The sequence below is a fragment of the Shewanella sp. 1311 genome (assembly GCF_059338235.1).
In genome coordinates, this window is sequence record NZ_CM181686.1 from 2,756,153 (window position 1) to 2,775,224 (window position 19,072).

Below are 19,072 nucleotides of genomic sequence, written 5' to 3' on the forward strand. Positions count from 1 at the left end.
ACTAATAGGATTCCAGCGCGAGGCAGCAGGCCGCTAAGCCTCGCGCAACGTACTTTTCTACCGATGAAACAGAAACTGATAGTTGCTTAGCAATGTCGGCATAGCTTAAACCCTCTATCTGGCGCAGTAACAGCGTCAAGCGCACATTATCCGGCAAGTTATCGAGCATAACGGCAATTTCAGCGAGTGTTTCAATGATGACATGATGGATTTCTGGCCCAGGAATGAATGTTTCTGGCATCAAGCTCAAACTTTCTAGGTAGGCTTCTTCAATCTTCTGCCGACGATAAGCGTCAATCATCAATCCTTTGGCAATGCGGGTTAAAAAACGCCGCGATTCGCCTGAAGGCGGTAAATTTCCGGTTTTTAACAAACGTAGAAATGTATCTTGGGCTAGGTCGGCCGCTGTTTCTGAACAACCCACGCGTGAGTATAGCCAGCCGCGTAGCCAAAACTGGTTATCTCTATATAGGTTATTGATAGGAGAAGAAATATTGACCGACGTCATACGGTATAGGCAAGAATATTAATAATGCTGTAATGATATTGATTATCATTTGATAGGTCAAGTTTTGTGTCATTACGCTCATGAGATTACCTGCTTATGCATAGCGAGAATCATGGCGGAAAATAAGTTGTAATCCTGTTTTATGCGACTTTCGAGCAAAAGGATTCGCCTATCTTTTTGTGTTTTTGACTGGCTCAACTAAACTTGAGCCTTATCTCTATAGGACGACCAATTATCTTTTTGAAAAATATGGTGATTCATTAATGAGATAAAAACATCTTGTTAGGGTTAGCTTGCTGGTGGTTTGACTTAGTTTCTAAGTGAATAAAAAGAAAGTTGGAATATTTTAGGAGAAATTGATGAGTAAGTTTCTGCTGTTCCTGATTTTAACTATGAGTGCCTTTGTTGCGGCTGCAAACCAAGATGTTCTTATCGGTAGCGGAGAATGGTCTCCGTATGCTGGCGCTAAATTGAAAGGATTAGGTTTTTTAAACGATGTGGTCACAATCGCTTTTGAGCAGGAAGGAATTACCGCAAAATTCGAGTTCAAACCTTGGGCTCGTATTGAAGTCGAAACCGGTAATGGGTATTTTCTCGCGTCACCCGGTTGGTCCATTCAAGAAGATCGTAAAGCCCAATATCTGTTCAGTAAGAAACCGATAATCGTTTCTCGCAGCGTATTTATTGAACGAGTTGATAGTCAGTTTGACTGGAAGATTATGAGTGATCTTAAACAATTTACTATCGGGTGCAACCGAGCCGATTACTATGTTAAAGCATTGACTGAGATAGGAGTTAAAGTTCAAGAGTTAAACGAATACCCACAGGGAATCAAGATGCTACTTGCTAAACGTTTTGACGCGTTCCTTGTAAATGAAGCCGTGGGGCGGAAACTGATACGCGATTTATCTGCTGAAGAACAAGCTAAAATTCAAATTCACCCTTTAGCGTATGATGAAAATTTCTCCTTCCTCATGTTTTCTAAAAATTACCCTAATGTCGAAGCTCTTGTCGAAAAGTATGATTCTGGCTTTGAAAAAATACAGAAATCAGGGCTATATCAAACAATGGTTCAAGATTTATATAAAGGTAAATATGATTGATTAGATTGGTATTTTCGTAAAATCCATCAAGGAATATAGGGTAGAGTAGTTCATTGAGCCTATTTGCTAATGTTACTTTGATAATTGTTGTATTTTTTCATGTTCCGCATAAAATTTAAGTTGCGATTGACGTGTTTTCACTATTTAAACTTATATACTGACCTTTAATTACAGCGTCGGCTTTATTCATTTTTCAGTGGTGGGTATTGTTGCCGATAAAGTTTAATCAATAATATTCAGTTGGTTAGGTGTCAATCCCCAATATTATATTCTATTAATCGCAAATATTGTTATGTTTGACTACAATTCTCGACTTCGCTAAAGTCGCCATCTGATTAGATTTTTGGTTATCTGCAATGTTGTACATCCTATTCAAGAAATTTGTCAGGAGACTGTGCTCCGCGCACTAACACGATGAAGTGTTGCTCGGAGCTTGATGTTTTCTGAATCTTCATCAGCTACAAGGTGATTCCCTGTCTTTAAGTGGAAGGGGTTCTTGTATCTGAACATTGCAGAAACTTGGCCGACGATGATGCTTCATCGTCGGCTTTTTTGTTTCTGATAAAAGTCAGAAGCAAAGTTTCAATGTTTCTTGAAACGAGGGGCCGGTATATCAACTGCCGCCCCTCGTTTTTTTTGGATGTAATACAATGAGTTTACTCAAAGTTCATAATCTAACTTATCACATTGGTGATAAAACCTTGTACCAGAATGCTGATTTCAATCTCTTTCCCGCTGAGCATGTTGGGGTAACGGGGGGTAATGGCGTCGGTAAAAGTACCTTACTCAAATTACTGCAAACACAGTTACTGCCAGACGGTGGCGATATCATTTGGCAACCCTCTGTGAAAGTGGGGTATCTGGACCAACACGCCCAAATGGATGCCCAGTTTCGGGTACGTGACTACCTCAAAACCGCCTTTTCTGAGCTGTACTTACTTGAAGCAGAAATGATGGCGATATACGCCTGCGCCGAAAAAAGCGCAGATGATAGCTACCTTGTGCGCGCCGCTGATGTTCAGACCCAGCTCGAGAGCCAGTCATTTTACCAAGTTGATAACCATATCGACGCGGTCGCAGACGGACTCGGCATTACTCAGTTTGGTATGCACACAAGGCTTGGCGAGTTAAGTGGTGGGCAGCGTCATAAGGTGATGTTGGCGTCGTTGCTGTTGATGTCACCGGACGTGTTATTACTGGATGAGCCAACCAACTATTTAGATAGTGTTCATATTCAATGGTTAGCCGACTACCTTACTGATTTTAATGGTGCCTTTATGGTGGTGTCGCACGATCACGCCTTTTTGAATCGTATTGCCACTAGTATTTGCGACATAGATAGACAACAGATCCGCAAATACAAAGGTAATATCGATAAGGCTATGGCGCAAAAAGTTAGCGATGGTGCGGCTCATGCTAAGCAATATCTGGCGCAGAAAAAACACATCGATAAACTGGAGCAGTTCATTGCGAAAAATGGCGCTGGCGTCAATGCCAGCATTGCCAATGGTCGTAAAAAACAGCTAACCCGCATAACGAAGCTCGCCGCGCCGGAATTAGATAAGCCAATATCGATAGCGTTTAAACATACGACCCATAATGCCCAGCAAGTGCTGAGTGCAACTGACCTGCTAATTGGTTATTCGCGGCCACTGCTCCCCACCATCGCACTTAACATTAGCCGCGGCGAAAAGGTGCTGATCACAGGTTTTAACGGCATAGGTAAATCTACTTTGTTGAAAACCTTGGTGGGTGAGTTGGCGCCAGTTGCTGGGCAGATAGCAATTTCTACGGGGGTCAAACTTGGCTATTTTGAGCAGGAATTACATTGGCCATATCCAGACGCCACAGCAGCCAATCTCATTAAATCTGCATGTGGTGGGCTCGATGATAAAGCGGTCAGACAACAATTAGCCCAGTTTGGGGTGTCAGGAAAACTCGCTATGCAGCCTATTCGTACCCTTAGTGGCGGTGAGCAAACGAAGGTTAAGCTTTGCCGATTGGCACAAAATCCGACTAACTTGTTAGTCCTGGATGAGCCTACAACACATTTAGATGTCACTGTAAAAGCAGCACTTAAGCAGGCCTTGATTGAATACTCTGGGACTATCATTGTGGTGTCTCATGAGCGTAGTTTTGTCGCCGACTGGCCAGACAGAATTGTGGACATTCAAGCCATTATCACCGCACAAGATGCTGAAACTATTTAGGTTATCAAACCATGTTATTAAAAGTTTTATTATTTTTCATTGCTTTTTTAGTCGGTGCAGATGAGCTGATGCTAGGGCCAATCTTAGTACCTATTGGTTATGATTTAGGAGTTCAACCTGAACGCGTGACCTTATTCATTACCGCCTATAGCGTGGCGCTGGCGATAGTGGCACCAGCACTGGGCGTGTTATCTGACCGCCTTGGACGCATGCGAGTGATGTTACCTGCAGCCTTATTGTTTGGCGCGGCTTCTATCGCAACCGGATTGGTTAGCTCATTTGAGTGGGGGCTGACGACACGGGTACTGACGGGTATTGCTAGCGCAGGCATGTTACCGATTGCTTTTGCGATGGCCGCAGATGCTTCAACTAACGCTAGTAATGATGCGATGACGCGTATCGCATGGGTTCAATCAGGGCTGACGCTTGGTATGATCTCTAGCCCAGCGCTTGGGGCATTATTGGCTGAATGGCTCTCTTGGCGCGCCGCGTTTATGGTACTTGGCGTGTGTGCTTGGTGTGTGGCTGGGGCGCTCGCCGTGGTTTTCGTTAGTAGTAAAACTGTTGAAGCTCCCGCTATCCATGATGGCGATGAAAAGGTCACTAAAATCTGGGCTATTCCGGGTGCTACTGGCGCCTTGCTGGCGATGTTTTTCGGCCTTGGCGGAGGCATCGGGTTATTCAATTTAATTGGGCAGCATTTACGCGACACGTTAGGCATGAGTATTTGGTCCGTGGGTGTTATGTATGCTGTGTTAGGGGGGAGTAGCGTTATCGGCAATATGTTAATGCCGCGCGTGGCGGGCCGACTTGAAAGCGGCCGCCAAGTTATGCGACTGGCGTTAATTGTGTGCCTTATTGTCAGCATTGGGTTTTATCTGTATCCCGCGCAGCAACTATTAGTGCTGATATTACCGTTAGTCATGTGGTCGCTAGCGGGTGGCGTCGGTTCGCCAGCATTACAGAGTTATATTGCGCAACTATCTAACGCGCATCGCGGCATACTGATGTCGCTCGCCATGACTATGATGCACCTCGGGGTGGCTATCTGGTCTGGCGTAGCGGGATTTGCTTATAGTGTTGGACCAATAGGTATGGCCATTCTTGCTACTTTGTTATTTGGTGCCGCCATCGCTGTGTTACGCCCTGTGAAACAGGCTCAATAGCCGCGAATAAAAAGACGCACTAATTTTTATCATGGTTTACAACCGATTGATTATGGATAGTTTAAAAATGAAACAAGTACACTTTGAAAATCCTGATGTAGTCCGCCGTTATGCCCAGGGCCCAACGGCATTTGTGCCAGCCTATGAGCAGATGCAGCGCATGACGGCTCAGCTTATAAAAGAAGGTATAGGTGAAGTTGGCGAGCTGCTTGTGCTTGGCGCGGGCGGCGGATTCGAGCTCGAGGTCTTTGCTTCGCTACAATCTCAATGGCGTTACATTGGCGTAGATCCAGCTGCAGAAATGTTAAACGCTGCCAAGGCAGCGCCTCGCTGCTATCGATGCGAGTGAGCGAGTGAATTGGCATCATGGTTATATTACAGATGCCCCAGAAGGTCCATTTGATGCTGCAAGCTGTTTGCTCACGCTACACTTTGTCGCTGACGATGGTAGTAAGTTGCAAACTCTGCTAGAACTTAAAAAACGCCTAAAGCCTGGCGCGCCGTTTGTGCTGGTCGATTGTTGTATTGATATCTCATCACCAAGCGCTGAATTAATGTTGGCACGCTATCGAGATTTTGCGCTGGGTTCTGGTGCCGATCCGGAGCAGGTCAGCACCACCTGTGATCGCTTAGTCAATGTGCTAAAAATGGTCAGTCCGGCGCGTAACGAGGCGCTACTTAAGAGTGCGGGCTTTACCGATGTAGAGCTTTTTTATGCGGGCCTTTCATGGCGTGGTTGGCGTGCAACGGCTTAGTCATTTTCTAAACGTGTAACTTAACTAACCATCATAGCTTTGCAGCGGCGGGCTATGGTGGTTAACATGTCGGCTGGCATAGCTCATGTCGATATTTCAGCTTTATGGGCTATTTTCTTTTTGATACCCACTTATGACTTTTATATGAAACTCATTCCTCTGCTAAAACAACCGCGTATTCACTGACTATTCTAATGTGAAACTTCTCATAACATGATGTCTTATATTTATTATTTTGTTTATAAAGAGGATTTACAATGCAGAACAAGCATTGGTCAAAAGTTCAGTTATTGCATGAGGTAGTCACCAATCCCAATATCATAGTCAAAGGCCAACATAGCTATTACAGTGATTGTTGGGATGCTGGCTTTGAGGGATCCGCAGTGAGATATCTTCATGGTGATGAAGTGAGCCGTGAGTGGGGGCCTAAGTGGCCTATCGATAAACTTTATATCGGGAACTATGTGTGTATCGCCGCCGAAGTTGTGATCTTAATGGGCGGAAATCATACGCATAGAGCGGATTGGTTTTGTTTATATCCCTTTATGGATTTCATCGAGGAGGCCTATGTAGGCAAAGGCGATACTCATATTGGTGATGGGGCTTGGTTAGGTATGAGATGTATGCTGATGCCTGGGGTGACGATAGGTGAAGGTGCGGTTGTTGCCGCAAATAGTGTCGTCACTCAAAATATCGAACCCTACAGTATTGTGGCGGGATCACCTGCGAAATTAATCAAGTATCGGTTTGATAAAGACGTCATTACTGAGTTACTGGCGTTAAAAATCTACGATTGGCCTGCCGAAAAGTTTGAAAGCTTAAAGCGGTATTTGTGTTCGGCGGATTTTGACGCGCTCAGCAAAGCGATCACCCTCTATGACCAATCCATACATCAAAGCAAATAACCGTTAGTCCCAAAGTGAAAGGTCGCGCTCAGTCGAGTCCTTTCACTTATTCTGCCTTAAATCTACTTTTTGGCGTTTTGGCTAATTCGGCCAGTTCTTCGATGATCACCCGTAGTTTGGGTTGGAGGTAAGGGGTTTTAAGCCAAATAAGGTGGATAGGTGTGTCGTCACTGGCGAGTTCGTCCAGTACCGAGATAAGTTCACCGGTTTTAAGATAGTCCTCAACCAACCATATCGGCACTTGCGCTAAACCCACTCCCGCCAGTGTGGCCGCTAAAATGGCTTCGCAATCAGCGATTTCGTGGCGCACTGGAATGTCATAGGCCTCGATGATCCCATCCTCATTTTTAAGTAACCAGCGATGTTGCTGCCCAAGCGGCCAGCCAACAATGCATTGGTGCTGGCTGAGATCTGCTTTGTCTTTTGGTGTGCCAAGTCGAGCGAAATAGGCAGGAGAAGCGCAGATCACTCGGCGTTGTTCCCCTAATCTACGGGCGACTAAATCCACAGTGTCGCCGAGTTGTCCGACACGCACTGCCAAATCAATGCCGTCACTGAATAAGTCGGTCGTTCTATCGTTGAAGGTGATAGATAACTCGAGCTTGGGATATTTTTGCGACAGTGCTAATAGGGTCGGCAGTATATATCGCCGCCCAAACGTGACGGGTAAATCCACTCGCACTCGACCTGAGGGAATTTGCTGTTCGCTGCCGAGTCGGCTTTGTGCATTGTCTAGGATTGCCATAGCATTTTGGCAGTCTTTGAGGTACGAATCGCCATCATTGGTTAAGCTCACACGCCTTGTGGTGCGGTGTAAAAGTTTAGTGCCTAAGCGGGTTTCTAATCGCACTATGCTTTTACTGAGCGCCGAACCTGTCATGCCTAACGCCTGCGCCGCTAAGGTATAACTGCCGAGCTGTGCAACTGTGACGAAATGGCGTATCTCAATAAATTGATTATTTATCACGGCAATTAATTCCTTGAAGGACTTAGTGATGGTCATTTTAGTGACTTAATCATGGCAAGTGAATCGCGTAAGCTACTACCACAGTATGAAAATGAGCGTTAATAACTGGTCAATGGCTAATTTATGATTGATAAGTAACGTTTTCTATACCATAAATTTTTTATCCCTATTGAGTGAGCTAACTATGAAATCGTCGAATAATCTGCAAGGTAAAGTGGCTTTTGTACAAGGTGGTAGCCGTGGTATCGGTGCCGCCATTGTTAAGCGTTTAGCGAGTGATGGCGCAGCGGTTGCTTTTACCTATGTGTCTTCTGAGGCGCAGTCACAATTGCTGGTGGATGAAGTTATATCGCAGGGTGGTCAAGCCATTGCCATTAAGGCTGACAGTACTGATCCAGAGGCGATCCGTCGTGCCATTCGCGAGACTAAAGCGCACTTCGGTGGTTTAGATATTGTGGTCAATAATGCGGGTACGCTGATTTGGGATAGCATCGAAAATCTGACGCTAGAAGACTGGGAACGAACAATTAACACCAACGTGCGCAGTGTGTTTGTGGCGAGCCAAGAAGCGGCGCTGCACATGAATGACGGCGGCCGCATCATCAATATCGGTAGCACCAACGCTGAGCGTATTCCGTTTGTAGGTGGTGCGATTTACGGCATGAGTAAATCTGCCTTAGTCGGTTTGGCCAAAGGATTAGCGCGGGATTTAGGCCCACGTGCCATTACGGTGAACAATATTCAGCCAGGACCTGTGGATACCGATATGAACCCTGATAACGGTGATTCATCTGAGCCCGTTAAGGCGATGGGTGCTCTGGGTCGCTTTGGTAAAGCCGAAGAGATTGCCAGTTTTGTTGCTTTTATCGCGGGTCCTGAAGCTGGCTACATTACAGGTGCGAGTTTGATGATTGATGGCGGGTTTTCGGCATAAGCTTTGTCTGTATCTATTTTTCAGGCAAGCTAAATTAATTTGCTTGTTGATGAACTATTGTTACAATCCGCCGGTCTTATCTTCAGCTATCTGTTGAAAGACACTCATTTTTTATCTTTATTATCAAAGAATAAGACGAAGAGAAATCCAAATTTTTACGTTATTGACTAAGAAAACAGGCAACCTATGGGGCGTGATGGTGTTTACCATTCTGACCTTGTTCTGTTTGACTCAAAACAGTGGAATACTTAACTTGTTGCTCAAAGAGTCGAGCGCGCAAGCGATGTCGGCTACGTCTTTTTCTGGAGCTGGTTTTAGCGCCAACTCAGTTTTAAACTCAAGTTCAGCTTTAAACAGCAGCTCAGCTTCAAGCAATATGGCGAGTCACGTCGATGCCCAAGCGGCGGGTACTGAGCTGGTCAAAAGCGAGCCTAAAAAATGTGAATTGTCTGAGAAATCGATCCGAACCTGTATCGATGCACCGAGTTCCATTCCATTTCTTATCCTGTTGTTCCTACTGCCGTTACTTCCCCGCGCCTCCCGCGTGATAACACTGTTACCCATACAAGGTTATCAAGCTAAACCTAGGCGAATACATCTCACTCTCTGTCGCTTTCAAGAATAGAAATATTTTACTTATCAAACTGATAGGTGAGTTTATTCTGGCGCCCATTCTCTAGCTCGATAGTTGGCTTTTCTTACCCGTTTACCGGTTGAAAGGATCATTACCCAGCTGCAGAACGTCCGCTTTTACACATCCTATCTCAGATCAAATTTCTTGAATTAAGCCTGCTATCACACTGATTTTTCTTAAGCCATCACGCCCTTTGTAACGGGTGCAGAGTTAAGCAGTAAAGCAAGCATTTACAGGGCATAGCGAACAGTTCATGCCAATGGGGACAAAATGAGCATATTAAAATCCATGTTAACCAGATTCTGGATACTCACCTTGATAGTGACGAGCCCGTCACTATTGGCCGCATCGACGGGGTGGTTAGTTAACGATAATCACCCGCCAGCCAAAGTACGTTTTATGCTGACGGGCGAAGTTGATCCCGCAACGAATACTTTGCCCGCTGTGCTTGAAGTACAACTCGAGGGCGATTGGAAAACCTATTGGCGCAGTCCTGGGGAAGGCGGCATTGCGCCTACCATCAAGTGGGATGGCTCTCGCAATCTACAGCAAGTAGATTGGAGATGGCCTGCGCCAGAGGAATTCTCATTATTGGGATTACAAACCTTTGGTTACAAAGGTAATACGACCTTTCCCTTAACCCTAAAAGTCGATGATATCGCTGCTCCCACTCAGCTGCGCGGCAAAGTGACCTTGTCGACCTGTACCACTATCTGTGTACTGACGGATTATCAGATTAGTCTCGACTTCACGCCCAATGCGCTGCAAGCAGATACCGATGCCATGTTGGCTTACAACAAGGCCGTGTCGCTTGTGCCACAAAAAGTGTTGTCCCAAGAGGGCCAGAATCCTGCCATGACAATGGGTTGGGATGCAGCCAAAGGTCAACTTGAAGTCAGACTCAATGATGCCAACTGGCAGAGTCCAACCGTGATTATCGATGGCGAGCCAGATACCACATTCAAGCTAGTGAGCTTAAAACCAATCGAAAGTGATGCTAACGGCAAGCAATTGGTCGGTATTTTCAGCGGTAAAAGTTGGCTGGGCGAGCCTGAAGTTTTGGGTAAATCGCTGAACATGACTGTCGCCGATAGCGAGCGGGCGTTGGAATACAGCGCCGAGGTTAAGCCTGTGGTGATTACTCAAGCAAGTACCTCGATATTTGGCATGATTTTGTTAGCGCTTATCGGTGGTTTGATCTTAAACGTCATGCCCTGCGTGTTACCCGTTCTCGGCATGAAGCTCAGTTCAGTGGTTGCTGCGCCTGATCTGAAGCGTAATCAAATCCGCCAACAGTTCATCGCATCAGCGCTGGGGATATTGGCCTCATTCTGGTTACTGGCTGGCTTTATCTTAATGCTTAAGCTCACGGGTCAAGCGATTGGTTGGGGTGTGCAGTTCCAAAACCCTTGGTTTATCGGCTTTATGGCGCTGGTGACCACAGTGTTTGCCTTCAATATGTTAGGTGTGTTTGAGATCAACTTACCCTCTAACGTGCAAACCAAGTTGGCGACAACGGGCGGCAATAATAACAGCGGCCACTTTTTACAGGGCATGTTCGCCACACTGCTAGCTACGCCCTGTAGTGCGCCTTTCTTGGGGACTGCGGTCGCCTTCGCCTTGGGCGCCGATGTACTGAGCCTGTTTGCCATCTTTACCGCTTTGGCCGTGGGTATGGCGTTCCCTTGGTTAATCGTGGCGGCATTCCCGCAAGTGGCGGGTTATTTCCCTAAACCCGGTCGCTGGATGAACACAGTTAAAGTGTTTTTCTCCGGCATGTTGCTCATCACCAGTTTGTGGCTGATTAGCCTGTTGGCCAGCTTCATTGATACTAGCTACCTGTGGCCATTAGCGGGTGTAATTACACTGATATTTATGGTGTTTATGGCTAAGAAATATGGCGCGATTGCTATTGTGAGCTGCTTAGGTATCGGCATCTTACTGTCGGCGGTTATCGCATTTATGACTACGAATCAATGGGCTAAGCCTTTACCTGCGGATCTTGCTTGGACGCCATTGGATCAAGCATTGATTAATCAGCAGGTGGCCCAAGGCAAAACTGTGTTTGTCGATGTCACTGCCGATTGGTGTATCACCTGTAAGGCCAATAAAGTTGGCGTGATCTTGCAAGATCCAGTCTATAGCCTGTTGCAACAGCCGCATATTTTGCCGATGAAGGGCGATTGGACCACGCCTTCTGAGCCCATTACTCACTACCTGCAAAGCCATAATCGTTTTGGAGTGCCATTCAACGTGGTTTACGGCCCGGGTGCGCCGCAAGGGATTGAGTTACCGGAAATTCTATCGACTGACCTTGTGCTTGCTGCGATTGAGCAGGCCTCAGCGTCCCCTGAAAAGTCATCCGTAGCGGCAGGGAAATAACGCTAACGACTAGCCGTTCACTCGGCAATATCACTAGCCAATCTCGTACGGTAGCTCGCCGAGTGACACTCAACAAATACTCAGGTCAGGAAGCCCCTGACCTGAAACAATGGAAATCGATTATGAAACAGACAATTGAAGCACAAAACATCACTGAATCAATGCAGAATACTCAAGTCATCGGAGGCACTAAGATGTCGAAATTTAGCTCTTTATTCAAACATCGCAAGTTGCAGATGTTTGCTGTCTCGGGTGTCGCCATGGCAATGCTGGTGGTTTCCTTGCCTTCGGTGAGCACCATGGCCTATGCCAAGGACAGCAGTTTATCGGCGGCGCAGCAGCAAGAGGTGCGAGCGATTCTTAAAGATGCCTTGATCAATGATCCTGACCTAATGAGGGAAGCGATTATTGCGTGGCAAGCAAGGGAGCAAGAGGGGGCAAATACAGCCATGCAAACCAGTCTTGTGACTCATCATAAAGCCATGTATGAGACCAAAAGCGATCCGTGGAAGGGCGCTGCGACACCTGAGATTGAGATGGTGTACTTCACCGATTTTAACTGTCCATACTGCAAGAAAATCGAGCCTTCGCTGAACCAGCTGATTGAAGAATTTCCGCAGTTAAAAATCATAGTCAAAATGGTGCCGCTGCAGGGCGAAGGCTCCAAAATGGCGGTCGATTTTGCCCAAACGGTTTGGTTAAACGAGCCCGAAAAGTATCTCAAGGTGAAGGATATGTTGATGTCGAGCCCGCGTGGACTCGATGCCGCCGCCATCGCTAAGGTCGCTAAACTGACGGCAACCGAGCGCTGGGTCGGCAACACAGATGAGCGCGTCGCTAAAATGGTCGATGATAATGTGAAATTAATGAATGAGTTAGGCATAGGTGGCACGCCAAGTATGATAGTGGCCGATACGCTTATTCCAGGATTAGTGCCTTACGAAGTGTTAAAAGAGCAGCTTGAAGCTGCGATTGCCGCTAAAGATAAGACGCAGAAGAGCAGTTAAGATGCCGCCAAAGGAAACTGAAAATATGAGCGCCGAACAAGTTTCGATATCTTTACCTAAACGCATATTGGGCTGGATTAAGCAGCTGGCACTTTGGCTGCTCATTGCCCTTATCGTGACCAGCGTGATGGACATCTGGCGCGGCAAAGATATCCCGCGGGATAATTTGCCACAGCTACAAGGGACGACGTTGGCAGGGGATACGCTTGATATTGCCACGCTCAGCCAAGATCAGGCGGTATTGGTATACTTTTGGGGCACTTGGTGCCCTGTGTGTAATTTTGTCAGTCCAGCGGTCAATCAAATGTCGGCCTATTACCCAGTGGTGACGGTTGCCATGAGTTCGGGTGAGGATGAGAAACTGAGAAAATATCTGCAGCATCAGGATTATGGCTTTGACACTATTAACGATAGTGACAGCAAGATTGCCCGTGATTGGTCATTGCAGTCGACGCCAACCATTATGATCTTTAAAGATGGTGAGTTAAAACACTACACGACTGGTTTTACTAGCCTGCCAGGCATGTGGTGGCGAATGATGTTCACTTAGAAGTGATACATCAGGGGCTGTTTTAAGGTAGAAAAAAAGCGCTAATCTAGGTTAGCGCTTTTGTATTATCAACTTCTCTCAGGACTAGGCAACTAGCTGAAAGCTTAGGGTTTACTTCACTAAGGTGAGCAGTGGCGCCTGACTCACAACTTGAAAGTCGAGCGCCATAGTCACGCTGAGCGCCGTAATAGTGATGATTGAAAAACCAAACACTTGGCGAGCCCAGCGTTGCATGTCTACGCCGTGGCGATAACCTTTTAATGCCATGGCAAGCCACCACAGGCTGGTTGCGCAGGTGACTGCCATAAAGGCGATACCTGTGTAACCCGCGAGTGGCAACAGTGCACTGACTAAGGCGAACACGGCAATATAAAGCACGATATGCAGTTTTGCTTTGGTCATGCCTTCTGCAACCGGTAGAACAGGAATATTGGCTGCCGCATAGTCATTAAAACGGAAAATCGCGATGGCGTAAGAATGTGGCATCTGCCATAAACTGAACATCAACAGCAAAATAGCTGCACCTATGTCCATTTGCCCTGTCACGCTGCAATAGCCCACCACGGGCGGTACTGCGCCCGAGAAGCTGCCAACTAAAGTGCCATACACTGAGTTACGTTTCATGTAGAGGCTATAAACCCCCACATAAACTATGTAACCAATAATGGCAAATAGCAGGGCTAATGCATTGGTAAACAAGGCTAAGATGCTAAAGCCCAACACACCTAAGGTGAGTCCAAACGCGAGTACGTTACCCACGGCTATTTCGCCCGTGACGGTTACGCGTTTGCAGGTTCGCTGCATTTTGGCGTCAATGTCACGGTCAATACAGTTATTAATCGCACAGCCTGAGGCGACGACTAAGGATAATCCCACTAAGCTTGCCAGCATCAAGACCAGATTTACGTCGCCTTTGGCGGCTAATAAAAAACCGCCAGCAACGGAAATCAGATTCCCGAAAATGATGCCAGGCTTAGTCACCTGTACATACCCTTTGAAGCGTGCTTTCCATTGCGGTGACATAAATCTGTCTTGTATTTGCATAGACTGTTTCTCGTTACATCATCAAAGCGTTGGCTTCGAGTATGATCCACACCGACAGGCCGACTACCATGACAATAATCAGGGCGGTAAACAGGAAGGAGAAGGTATTTACTTTGCCTTCTTTCGAGAAATCTAAGTGCAAGAAGTACTTAAGATGTACCACTATCTGCACTATCGCCATCACTAGCACTAAGCTAAGGGTGGTCACTTTCTCGAAGTGATGGGTCATTACGGCCCAAAACGGAATGGCGGTTAATACCACTGACAGCACAAAGCCCATTAGATATGACTTAATGCTCGCGGCCAGATCGTCAGTGCCATGGCTAGGCTTATGAGTATGACTATGTGCGCTCATTAAAGTGCTCCCAATAAATACACGACCGTGAATACACAAATCCACACTATGTCGAGGAAATGCCAGAACAAGCTTAAGCAGCTCAGGCGGGTGATGCTGCGATTACCTAAACCGGTTTTCGCCACTTCAATCATCATGATCGCCATCCAAATCAGACCTGCGGTCACGTGCAAGCCGTGCATACCGACAAGGGTGAAGAAGGACGACAGGAAAGCGCTACGCTGTGGGCCATTGCCGTGTTCAATCAGGTGATGGAACTCATAGACTTCCATCCCGATAAACACACAACCCAGTGCAAAGGTAATGGCTAACCAAGTGAGGGTTGCAGCTTTGTTGTGGCGCTTAGCAAAAATCAGCGCCATGCCATAGGTAATACTACTAACGAGCAGGGCGGCAGTTTCAATCAGCACAAAGTCCAATTCGAAAATGTCTTTACCCGAAACGCCACCGTCCGTGTTCATGTAGAGCACAGCATAGGTTGCGAAAACCGAGGCAAACAAAATGCAGTCGGTCATCAGGTAAATCCAAAAGCCAAACAGAGTGTTGCCACTCGTATCATGGTGCTCGTGGTGATCTTCTGCGTGAGCTACTTCTAAATCTGCTGGGATTGCAATACTCATATCAGCCCCTTACTACATTGTTTAAGTGGGCATTTTCAATGCGAGCCACTTCATCGGGTTGCACGTAATAGTCGACGTCATTGTTATAAGCACGGAACAGGAACACCACGAAAGCGCCCACTAAGCCCACAATGGCTAACCACAGGATGTGCCAAATAGCGGCAAAACCAGCGGCAGTGATCCCCAGCGCCATTAAGATACCGCTTGAGGTATTTTTCGGCATATGGATAGCTTGGTAGTGTTTTTGACGTTGATAAGCCACGCCTTTTTCTTTCGCATCGGTAAAGGCATCGATATCATCAACCTGTGGCAGCTTAGCGAAGTTATAGAACTGTGGTGGAGAAGCGGTTGACCACTCTAAAGTATGGCCATTCCATGGATCGCCCGTGGTGTCGCGGTTTTGGTCGCGGTCACGGATACTCACGTACAGTTGGATAAACTGCAGAATGATACCGACCATGATGATGCAAGCACCCACGGCGGCTAAGTAGATCCACACGTTCCACGCTGGGTTATCAATGTGGTTGATACGGCGTGTCATACCCATAAAGCCCAGTACGTACAACGGCATAAAGGCCACATAGAAACCGATTTGCCAGCACCAGAATGACGCTTTACCTAAACGCTCATTTAAGTGGAAACCTGTTGCTTTCGGGAACCAGTAAGCAAAGCCTGCTAAGTAACCAAAGACCGCACCACCAATAATAGTGTTATGGAAATGCGCGATTAAAAACAAACTGTTATGTAAGACGTAGTCGGCACCCGGTAAGGCTAATAACACACCTGTCATACCGCCTATGGTGAAAGTCACCATAAAGCCTAGTGTCCACAACACAGGTACCGTTAAACGTAGGCGGCCACGGTAGATAGTGAACAACCAGTTAAACAGTTTCACCCCAGTTGGAACCGCAATCACCATAGTCATAACCCCGAAGAAGGCGTTGACGTTGGCACTTGAGCCCATGGTGAAGAAGTGGTGTAACCAAACGATGAAACCTAGAATTGAAATCGCACCACTCGCCCACACCATAGAGGTGTAACCGAACAGACGTTTAGAGGTAAAGGTTGAGATCACATCGGAGAAAATACCAAAAGCAGGCAAAATCAGGATGTAAACTTCAGGATGTCCCCACGCCCAAAACAGGTTGATATACATCATGGCGTTACCGCCACCGTCATTGGTGAAGAAGTGGAAGTCCATGTAACGGTCGAGTGTCAGCAGGGCTAACACAGCGGTTAAGATTGGGAATGACGCGACGATCAATATGTTCGCCCACGTACAAGTCCAAGTGAAGATTGGCATTTGCATCAGCTTCATGCCTGGGGCACGCATCTTCAGTACGGTGGCGATAAAGTTCACCCCGGTTAAGGTCGTCCCTATGCCCGAAATCTGCAGTGCCCAGATATAGTAATCGACCCCAACCCCCGGACTGTAAGCCAGCTCTGAGAGGGGTGGATACGCTACCCAACCTGTTTTAGCAAATTCACCTAAACCCAATGAAATATTGATCAGCACAGCGCCAGAGGCGGTAAGCCAGAAGCTGAGGTTGTTCAAGAATGGGAAGGCAACGTCGCGGGCACCAATTTGCAGCGGCAACACTAAGTTCATCAGACCTATCATAAATGGCATCGCCATAAAGATAATCATGATCACGCCGTGGGCGGTGAAGATTTGGTCGTAATGTTCAGGCGGTAGATAACCTGCGGCGCCGTTGGTGGCGAGTGCTTGCTGGGTACGCATCATTATGGCATCGGAGAAGCCACGAATGAGCATCACCAAAGCTAACACTATGTACATGATACCGAGGCGTTTATGGTCAACTGAGGTTAACCAGTCGTTCCAAAGTACGCTCCATTTTTTGTGTTTAGTGATCAAGGCTGCGATATACAAACCTACCACTGCGACGACCGCTAAGGTCACCATGATGATAGGCTCGTGATACGGAATCGCATCTAAGCTTAATTTACCGAGAAATGACATGATTACTCCGCCTCCACTTTTTGGGTGGATGAGTGCTCTAAGGATAAAGGTTCTGTGGATGAGTCCTGTGTTGATGACGGTACAGAAGGTGTTGAGCTATCCATGTCGGCCATGTTCTGTGTATTTTCCATCGCGTGCTCGCCTGCCATATGTGCCATGTCGTGCATACCTTTCATGTCTGCCATGTCAGATGTGTGCTCAGTGCCCATGTGTTCCATGCCTGCGTGCATGTCCATTCCTTCGTGACCTTTCATGCCGTCATGTGAGTCCATGTGCATGTACTGCATCACGATTTGGTCAAACATCCCTTTGCTCACTGAGCCAAAGTATTCAACCGGATTGTATTCACTCGGTTTAGCCAGTGTGGCGTAGGCCGCTGAGTCCAATGTCTTGCCCTGTTGTTTTAACTTGGCAACCCATGCATCGAAGTCGGCAGGTGTCTGAGTGGCAATCGCTTTAAACTTCATGCCCGCAAATCCGGCGCCGCTGTAGTTAGCCGAGATACCATCGAAGGTGCCTGGCTCGTTAGCGATCAAATGCAATTTAGTGGTCATGCCCGCCATAGAGTAAATCTGGCTGCCTAACTGAGGGATGAAGAAGGAGTTCATCGCAGTGTCAGAGGTGATCTTAAAGTTCACTGGCACATTGGCTGGAAACGCCAACTCATTGACCGATGCCACGCCTTGTTCTGGATAAATGAATAACCATTTCCAGTCCAGCGACACCACTTCAACCGTGACGGGTTTAGCTTCGTGCACTAAAGGCTTATTTGGATCAAGATCATGGGTCGAACCCCAAGTGATCACACCTAGCACTATCACGATCACAATCGGCACTATCCACACGACGGTTTCTATCGCCGTTGAGTGTGCCCATTTAGGCGCATAGATTTCTTGATCACGGCCATCGCGGTATTTCCACGCGAAGTACAATGTCATGGCAATCACAGGGATAACAACAATGAGCATGAGTAGGGTGGCGACGATAATCAGGTGTTTTTCATCGATACCGATTTGGCCCTTAGGGTCCAACACACCGCCATCACAACCCGCGAGCATGAATGCTACTGCCGCGATTGCCGCTTTACTTAATTTTCGAATTAACAAAGGAAGATTCCTCTAACCCTAAGGTTTACAACTCTGCCAAGCGTGAACCGGCAGTCGCACTAAGCGGCGTTATCTGAGCGCAAATCCTGAAACCCAAGAGGAATTACACAAATTGTGCCGCCATCCCGACGAAATCGAAGATCAGCTTTCAGCGCTTAATGCTTAATTTGAATTTAAAAACAGAGGGTTAAAATGGTGGGGCGCGACAACCGTGGGCGGTATGTTCGAGGGATTTTAGCCTTGGGGGTGCTAAAAAAAGTGAAGCGTTAGTTAAATCGAGATTATTGAAAAATTTGAAGCAGCAGTCGATTAAATGCCATAACTGCAGAATAACGAGGGGGTTGAGCAATAACAGGCTGAGCAGACTGGCGCCGATAAACTCGACTAAAAAGCCATTGCTGAGGCTGATGAGTTCACTAATATCGACACAACCGCCGATCAATACGTACAAAACGTCAGCTACAGGCAGCACAAACAATAACCCGAAAAACAGGGTTAGGTTTGTCATGCTAAAGGTTGAAAACCGAATAATCAGGTTCAATCTTTCAGCAATGAATTGGCTAAGAGCTAATTTCAATTAACGGGTCCGGTTGAACGGGAAAGGGAGTCAGTTGGCAGAACAAAAAATATTCAGCATGCAACTTTTTTATGCGGCAGGAGGATACCAAGAAGCGGCTATTGAATGAAAGCGGATCCCCGCGGTAAAAGGGCTTAAGCGTTAAAAAAACCTTAATTAAAACCAAATAAAATCAATAATTTTACAAAATTAACCAAAATTTAACTGATTTGGTTCTCATAAAATAAAAATGTGTGAGGCGCTTCATTTATTCGTTTTGGCTAAAGTT

General features: G+C 46.7%; 19 protein-coding genes. 11 read left to right on the forward strand and 8 right to left on the reverse strand.

Annotated features, from left to right (window positions below):
- Position 1 precedes the first annotated feature (1 nt).
- Positions 2–508 (reverse strand): sigma-70 family RNA polymerase sigma factor, encoded by a 507-nt coding sequence (locus AC5YB3_RS12395; RefSeq protein WP_012090589.1) that lies wholly within the window; start codon positions 506–508, stop codon positions 2–4.
- A 359-nt stretch (positions 509–867) separates the two neighbouring features.
- Here AC5YB3_RS12395 and AC5YB3_RS12400 point away from each other — a divergent pair, with 359 nt between their 5' ends.
- From AC5YB3_RS12400 to AC5YB3_RS12425, 6 genes are all read left to right on the forward strand, one after another.
- Positions 868–1,611 carry a substrate-binding periplasmic protein gene (locus AC5YB3_RS12400; RefSeq protein WP_259483634.1) on the forward strand — a complete coding sequence of 248 codons (744 nt, stop codon included), beginning with the start codon at positions 868–870 and terminating at the stop codon, positions 1,609–1,611.
- 650 nt (positions 1,612–2,261) lie between these two features.
- Positions 2,262–3,821 (forward strand): ABC-F family ATP-binding cassette domain-containing protein, encoded by a 1,560-nt coding sequence (locus tag AC5YB3_RS12405; protein WP_494525414.1) that lies wholly within the window; start codon positions 2,262–2,264, stop codon positions 3,819–3,821.
- Between the two features lie 11 nt (positions 3,822–3,832).
- On the forward strand, positions 3,833–4,987 hold the full coding sequence (locus AC5YB3_RS12410; RefSeq protein ID WP_014620492.1) for an MFS transporter: 1,155 nt from the start codon (positions 3,833–3,835) through the stop codon (positions 4,985–4,987).
- 67 nt (positions 4,988–5,054) lie between these two features.
- A complete protein-coding gene (locus tag AC5YB3_RS12415) occupies positions 5,055–5,336 on the forward strand; it encodes a class I SAM-dependent methyltransferase (RefSeq protein ID WP_494525415.1) in 282 nt (93 codons plus the stop codon).
- A 4-nt stretch (positions 5,337–5,340) separates the two neighbouring features.
- Positions 5,341–5,742: a class I SAM-dependent methyltransferase gene (locus AC5YB3_RS12420; protein ID WP_259582086.1), complete on the forward strand. Its 402-nt coding sequence runs from the start codon at positions 5,341–5,343 to the stop codon at positions 5,740–5,742.
- Between the two features lie 257 nt (positions 5,743–5,999).
- Positions 6,000–6,647, forward strand: a complete 648-nt coding sequence (locus tag AC5YB3_RS12425) for a CatB-related O-acetyltransferase (protein ID WP_494525416.1) — start codon at positions 6,000–6,002, stop codon at positions 6,645–6,647.
- A 46-nt stretch (positions 6,648–6,693) separates the two neighbouring features.
- Here the strand turns inward: AC5YB3_RS12425 and AC5YB3_RS12430 are convergent, their stop codons facing one another.
- Entirely contained in the window at positions 6,694–7,614 is a 921-nt protein-coding gene (locus AC5YB3_RS12430; protein WP_012090586.1) for a LysR family transcriptional regulator, read from the reverse strand.
- A 184-nt stretch (positions 7,615–7,798) separates the two neighbouring features.
- On the opposite strand from AC5YB3_RS12430, the gene AC5YB3_RS12435 reads away from it, so the two are divergent.
- The 5 genes from AC5YB3_RS12435 (at position 7,799) to AC5YB3_RS12455 (ending at position 13,121) form a co-directional block, all read left to right on the forward strand.
- On the forward strand, positions 7,799–8,548 hold the full coding sequence (locus AC5YB3_RS12435) for a 3-oxoacyl-ACP reductase family protein (RefSeq protein ID WP_494525417.1): 750 nt from the start codon (positions 7,799–7,801) through the stop codon (positions 8,546–8,548).
- 196 nt (positions 8,549–8,744) lie between these two features.
- Complete coding sequence (locus tag AC5YB3_RS12440; RefSeq protein WP_081248404.1) at positions 8,745–9,173, forward strand: hypothetical protein; 429 nt, start codon at positions 8,745–8,747, stop codon at positions 9,171–9,173.
- Positions 9,174–9,452: 279 nt separating this feature from the next.
- Positions 9,453–11,564 carry a protein-disulfide reductase DsbD family protein gene (locus AC5YB3_RS12445; protein ID WP_432369241.1) on the forward strand — a complete coding sequence of 704 codons (2,112 nt, stop codon included), beginning with the start codon at positions 9,453–9,455 and terminating at the stop codon, positions 11,562–11,564.
- Between the two features lie 122 nt (positions 11,565–11,686).
- The gene (locus AC5YB3_RS12450) at positions 11,687–12,571 is read left to right on the forward strand and encodes a thioredoxin domain-containing protein (RefSeq protein ID WP_071940383.1); all 885 of its coding nucleotides are present in this window, start codon (positions 11,687–11,689) and stop codon (positions 12,569–12,571) included.
- A 25-nt stretch (positions 12,572–12,596) separates the two neighbouring features.
- Complete coding sequence (locus AC5YB3_RS12455) at positions 12,597–13,121, forward strand: protein disulfide oxidoreductase (RefSeq protein ID WP_311998797.1); 525 nt, start codon at positions 12,597–12,599, stop codon at positions 13,119–13,121.
- 111 nt (positions 13,122–13,232) lie between these two features.
- Here the strand turns inward: AC5YB3_RS12455 and cyoE are convergent, their stop codons facing one another.
- From cyoE to AC5YB3_RS12485, 6 genes are all read right to left on the reverse strand, one after another.
- Entirely contained in the window at positions 13,233–14,165 is a 933-nt protein-coding gene (gene cyoE, locus AC5YB3_RS12460; protein WP_494525418.1) for a heme o synthase, read from the reverse strand.
- Between the two features lie 13 nt (positions 14,166–14,178).
- Positions 14,179–14,520 (reverse strand): cytochrome o ubiquinol oxidase subunit IV, encoded by a 342-nt coding sequence (gene cyoD, locus AC5YB3_RS12465; RefSeq protein WP_494525419.1) that lies wholly within the window; start codon positions 14,518–14,520, stop codon positions 14,179–14,181.
- A complete protein-coding gene (cyoC, locus tag AC5YB3_RS12470) occupies positions 14,520–15,140 on the reverse strand; it encodes a cytochrome o ubiquinol oxidase subunit III (RefSeq protein WP_006084646.1) in 621 nt (206 codons plus the stop codon). Before cyoC ends, cyoD begins: the two co-directional genes overlap by 1 nt.
- Position 15,141: 1 nt before the next feature.
- Positions 15,142–17,121 (reverse strand): cytochrome o ubiquinol oxidase subunit I, encoded by a 1,980-nt coding sequence (cyoB, locus tag AC5YB3_RS12475; protein ID WP_259524425.1) that lies wholly within the window; start codon positions 17,119–17,121, stop codon positions 15,142–15,144.
- 2 nt (positions 17,122–17,123) lie between these two features.
- On the reverse strand, positions 17,124–18,227 hold the full coding sequence (gene cyoA / locus AC5YB3_RS12480) for a ubiquinol oxidase subunit II (protein ID WP_494525420.1): 1,104 nt from the start codon (positions 18,225–18,227) through the stop codon (positions 17,124–17,126).
- Between the two features lie 187 nt (positions 18,228–18,414).
- Positions 18,415–18,804: a hypothetical protein gene (locus AC5YB3_RS12485; protein ID WP_006079495.1), complete on the reverse strand. Its 390-nt coding sequence runs from the start codon at positions 18,802–18,804 to the stop codon at positions 18,415–18,417.
- Positions 18,805–19,072: the final 268 nt, after the last annotated feature.